This is a genomic window from Massilia brevitalea (genome assembly GCF_030711405.1).
GTDB classification, from domain to species: Bacteria; Pseudomonadota; Gammaproteobacteria; order Burkholderiales; family Burkholderiaceae_D; genus Telluria; species Telluria brevitalea.
Genome location: NZ_JAULSI010000095.1, coordinates 1 through 4,565, shown reverse-complemented (window position 1 = coordinate 4,565; position 4,565 = coordinate 1). Strand labels below are relative to the sequence as shown.

The 4,565-nt window shown below is 55.6% G+C and carries 4 protein-coding genes; 2 read left to right on the top strand and 2 right to left on the bottom strand.

Going from position 1 to position 4,565, the window contains the following annotated elements:
• Positions 1 to 42: 42 nt before the first annotated feature.
• On the bottom strand, positions 43 to 423 hold the full coding sequence (locus QWL29_RS26300; protein ID WP_305825810.1) for a hypothetical protein: 381 nt from the start codon (positions 421 to 423) through the stop codon (positions 43 to 45).
• Positions 424 to 585: 162 nt separating this feature from the next.
• Here QWL29_RS26300 and QWL29_RS26295 point away from each other — a divergent pair, with 162 nt between their 5' ends.
• Both QWL29_RS26295 and cueR read left to right on the top strand, forming a co-directional pair.
• A complete protein-coding gene (locus tag QWL29_RS26295; RefSeq protein ID WP_305825809.1) occupies positions 586 to 3,009 on the top strand; it encodes a heavy metal translocating P-type ATPase in 2,424 nt (807 codons plus the stop codon).
• Positions 3,006 to 3,410 (top strand): Cu(I)-responsive transcriptional regulator, encoded by a 405-nt coding sequence (gene cueR / locus QWL29_RS26290; RefSeq protein WP_308636246.1) that lies wholly within the window; start codon positions 3,006 to 3,008, stop codon positions 3,408 to 3,410. Before QWL29_RS26295 ends, cueR begins: the two co-directional genes overlap by 4 nt.
• A 143-nt stretch (positions 3,411 to 3,553) precedes the next feature.
• Here the strand turns inward: cueR and QWL29_RS26285 are convergent, their stop codons facing one another.
• Positions 3,554 to 3,760, bottom strand: coding sequence for a heavy-metal-associated domain-containing protein (locus tag QWL29_RS26285; protein ID WP_305825808.1), 207 nt, complete (start codon positions 3,758 to 3,760; stop codon positions 3,554 to 3,556).
• Between the last annotated feature and the right edge of the window lie 805 nt (positions 3,761 to 4,565).

Genomic DNA, 4,565 nt, shown 5'->3' with positions numbered 1-4,565 from the left:
GGCCAGCTACGGCGAGGAATATGATCGCACGATACTAAACAATTAGATTCGTATTCTGAGCGTACGGAGGTACGGCGGGTCGGCGTCGGGCTCGGGAATTTCGCCAGACCACGGCGTGGGCGACGCCATCTGCAGGAGCGGTACAAGAATGCGCACTAATGCTGGATTCGAGAGCGGTGCCAAACCTGGAGGTGCACTGTGGTGCTCCAGCGATGCTTTAGTGTCTGCAGAGAGTTCAGCGCAATGCACCGGCTTCTCGATGTCCATGCCAGCACATGGCATGCCGTCTATCATCTGAGAGTCCATCACTTTCGCCGTCAGCTCTGGACAGACGTACGAAGCCATGGCGATTCCCGTGTTGAAAACGGTAAGCACCAACAACAGAGCAACATAGCGGAACAGTGACGGGAAAGAACGCCGCATTGGATGGAATTATCTAAACAGTAATCGTGTAGGCACCGATTCTATCCCAGTCTTGTGTCGAGTTCAGAGCTTTTCCGACCTTACGTTCGACTGCAACAAGTCCTTGACCTTACCATCGCTGGAAGGTCTATCCTTCTTTTAATCGAGGACCGGAGAATCAAAATGAATGCAGTCATCAAACCTAACGCCGCAGCGGCGGCCTTCACCTTCCCAGTGGGCGGCATGACATGCGCCTCCTGTGTCGGCCGTGTTGAGAAAGCCTTGAAGGCCATTGCTGGTGTAGAGCACGTTGCTGTCAACCTAGCTACAGAAAAGGCGACCGTTCACGTCACCCCAGGTGTCAGCCCCCGCACGCTCTATGCCGCTGTCGAAAAGGCTGGGTATGAGGTGCATGGTGAAACTTTCTCGCTCTCGGTCTCTGAAATGACGTGCGCATCCTGTGTAGGGCGTGTTGAGAAGGCGCTCAAGAACGTGCCCGGCGTAACCGAAGCGTCAGTGAATCTTGCGACCGAGAAGGCACATGTCAATGCGGTCGGCGTCACAGTCGAGCAGTTGATTGGAGTTGTTGAAAAGGCCGGCTATCACGCTGTCGCCGCAACTGACGCCTCTGCTCAACAGGACGCTCCGCGGAGCAGTATTCCAACCTGGTGGCCGGTTGCGGCTGCAGCACTACTGAGTCTGCCGCTTGTGTTACCGATGCTGCTCATGCCCTTCGGCATCGACTTGGCATTACCTGGCTGGCTGCAGTTGGCGTTGGCAACGCCAGTCCAGTTTTGGCTAGGCGCCCGATTCTATAAGGCTGGCTGGAAAGCCCTCCTTGCGCGTACAGGGAATATGGACCTCCTGGTCGCTCTCGGGACCACCTCGGCTTACGGGCTGTCGGTGTATCTGCTCCTCACACAAGGCAATCATGAGGGGATGTCGCATCTTTACTTCGAGACCTCCGCCGTCGTCATTACATTGGTTCTTCTGGGCAAATGGTTAGAGGCACGAGCGAAACATCAAACTGTCGCCGCACTGCGTGCCTTGGAGTCGTTACGTGCCACAGTCGCATTGGTACGACGAGGTGGTCATGATGCCGAGATTCCAGTTGCGCAGGTCCTCGTTGGTGACCTGGTTATTGTCCGGCCGGGCGACCGTGTACCGGTCGATGGCAAGGTCGTCGAAGGTGCCAGTCATCTTGATGAGTCTCTGCTTACCGGCGAAAGCCTGCCAGTCGCGAAAAACGTCGGCGACCTTGCCACCGGTGGCGCAGTAAATGCCGAGGGCATGCTTGTTCTGCAGGCCACGGCAGTTGGCGGCGACACTATGCTGTCCAATATCATCAAGCTCGTTGAAGACGCGCAAGCGGTCAAGGCACCAATTCAGCGTCTAGTCGACAAGGTCAGCGCCGTGTTTGTACCGGTTGTTCTCCTGATTTCAGTTGTGACCTTTTTCGGGTGGGGCTTGCTGACCGGCGACTGGCAGCAAGCGCTACTCAACGCCGTAGCAGTGCAAGTTATCGCTTGTCCTTGTGCACTCGGTCTCGCGACTCCCACTTCGATAATGGCAGGAACTGGCGTCGCAGCGCGTTACGGGATTCTCATCAAAGACGCCGAGGCGCTTGAGACAGCGCACGCAGTGAACGTGGTGGCTTTCGATAAGACCGGCACCCTGACTGAGGGCAAGCCAGCTGTCGTTGCTACCGAAGGAATTGGAAGAACCGAAAATGAGGTTCTCTGCCTGGCGCAGGCTGTCCAGCAATATAGTGACCACCCTCTTGCTAAGGCGGTCGAAGCAGAAGCTCAGAAGAGCGCAGGCAGGAGGCTTCCAGCCACGAATGCACAGGCACTTCCCGGTCGTGGTGTTCGTGCCGACGTTGAGGGGGCGACGGTATTCTTGGGAAACCGTAGGCTGTTGGAGGAGATAGGTGTCGTGCTCAGCGATATTGACGCGTCGGCAGCGCGCCATGAAGCCGCCGGCCGAACAGTTTCCTGGCTTGCTGTGCAACAGAACGGCAAAGTCGAGCTGGCTGGATTGCTGGCGTTCGGGGATACGTTGAAGCCATCGGCCAAGGCTGCAGTGAGTCGTTTGAGAGATATTGGCGTGGCCTCGGTCATGCTCACCGGGGACAACGCTGGTAGCGCTCGAAGTGTAGCCATCGCTGTAGGTATAGACGATTTTCGTGCCCAGGTGCTCCCCTCTGACAAGGCCGATGTAGTAGCCGCGCTAAAGAGCGGTGGCAAGGTCGTCGCAATGGTAGGCGATGGCATCAACGACGCGCCGGCTCTTGCGTCCGCAGACGTTGGGATTGCTATGTCTACCGGCACGGACGTAGCGATGCATACCGCAGGGATTACGTTGATGCGGGGAGACCCGAGGCTGGTTGCGGATGCTATCGACATATCGAAGAAGACGTACCGGAAGATTCAGCAAAATTTAGGCTGGGCCTTCGTGTACAACATTGTAGGCATACCACTTGCTGCCCTAGGCTACCTTAATCCAATCATTGCAGGAGCTGCAATGGCTCTCTCAAGCGTGTGCGTAGTATCGAACGCGCTGCTTCTCCGCCGGTGGAAGCCGGCCTTTGCTATCGGAGGTAAATGATGAATATTGGACAAGCTGCCGAGGCGTCAGGCGTTAGTGCCAAGATGATTCGGTACTACGAAAGCATTGACCTGATTTCTGCTGCGAATCGTACCGATTCGGGCTACCGCCAATACACCGAAAACGATGTCCAGACGCTACGTTTCATCAAGCGTTCTCGGGACCTGGGATTCTCAATTGAACGCATCAAAACCTTGCTAAGCCTCTGGCAGGACCGCGGCCGACATAGCTCAGACGTGAAAGAGTTAGCCCAGAGATACATCGCTGAGCTCGATGAGGACATTGCGAAACTACAGTCGATTCGGGCCCAGTTACACCACGTGGCCAACAACTGCCATGGCGACAGTCATCCAGATTGTCCGATTCTTGATGAGTTAGCGAAGCCGCGTGCCTGCGCTTAGCTCGGGGGCTTGCTGGAGGTGAGGTATTTGGGTTGGGAACTTTTGCGAAGCAGGATGCCGGCTGCGGAAACTTGGTCAGGCGCATGCCAAGTGAGTAGTTGCGAAAGCGAGGCAGAGCGGGTTGCCCGCTCCGCCTGGTGGCGTTAGGAGCCAGAGGCTTCTGTCACCGGGTAGCCAGCATTAATGATGGCCGACTTGATGGCATCTAAGCCCATTTCTGTAGCAACGCGTACTTTCTTACCTGCGAGGTCGACCTCGACGCGAGCGGCGCTGTCGAGAGCTTGCACCGCCTGCGTAACACTTCGGACGCATCCTCCACAGTTCATTTTTAAGACATTCAGTTCATACATAACAGCTCCTTCGAAAGGTGAGATTCCAAGATAGTGGTTGCTACGATGGGAAGGTCAAGACCAAATTTCGAAAGTAATGCCCGCATAGTATTTGGACCAAATAAGCGACAAGAAGGCTAAAACTGGTCTGTATACCGCTCTGTCGAAGGAGAGGGCTCAAAACCCCGCGGTCGACGAGGAGCAAGAGCGCCAAGCGGGATACCATGGGCGCACACTGGGCAGCAGCTAGGGGTGAGGTAGGAGCGAGCAAGTTCGCTTGAAGTCTGGCTGGAGTACTGGCGCATTTGCGCGAACCGGTATGCCCGGGCGACTTCAATCACGCCGCCGGATGAAGATGCGAACTTGCTTATCGTAGGCAAGTAGGGGGCATCTTTGCCCGGGATGTAACTTCTTTAAAGAATAAAGAGGCTGTCCCTAAGGCGCGGTCGTGTTAACAATGACGGGTACTTGCTGCGGTAGTGTTCGCGAACATTGGTTCCGTCACGTCACGTGTACCCGCTGACGTGTGTTGTCTGAAGCCGCATAGTTGCCGAGCTAGTGTCACCGTAGTCGGACTCACTCTCCGCGGAAGAGGGGCGCTTGTCGCTGGCCATCGGTTGATTCATCTGTCCCGGAGCAAATAGCACTAGCTAGAGTTGGTAGACGGGCTGTTAGGCTTTTCGTAATGCTCGCTTTTATTTTCACGAAGTCTACGATTTCACTTGACCCTCCCATTGTGGGAAGCTGTATTGTTCGATTCAAGTTACCTGTTGATACAAATGTAAGCGTCATCCCAGCACCGTCTTGAGAGCTGGGAGCAAAGGCG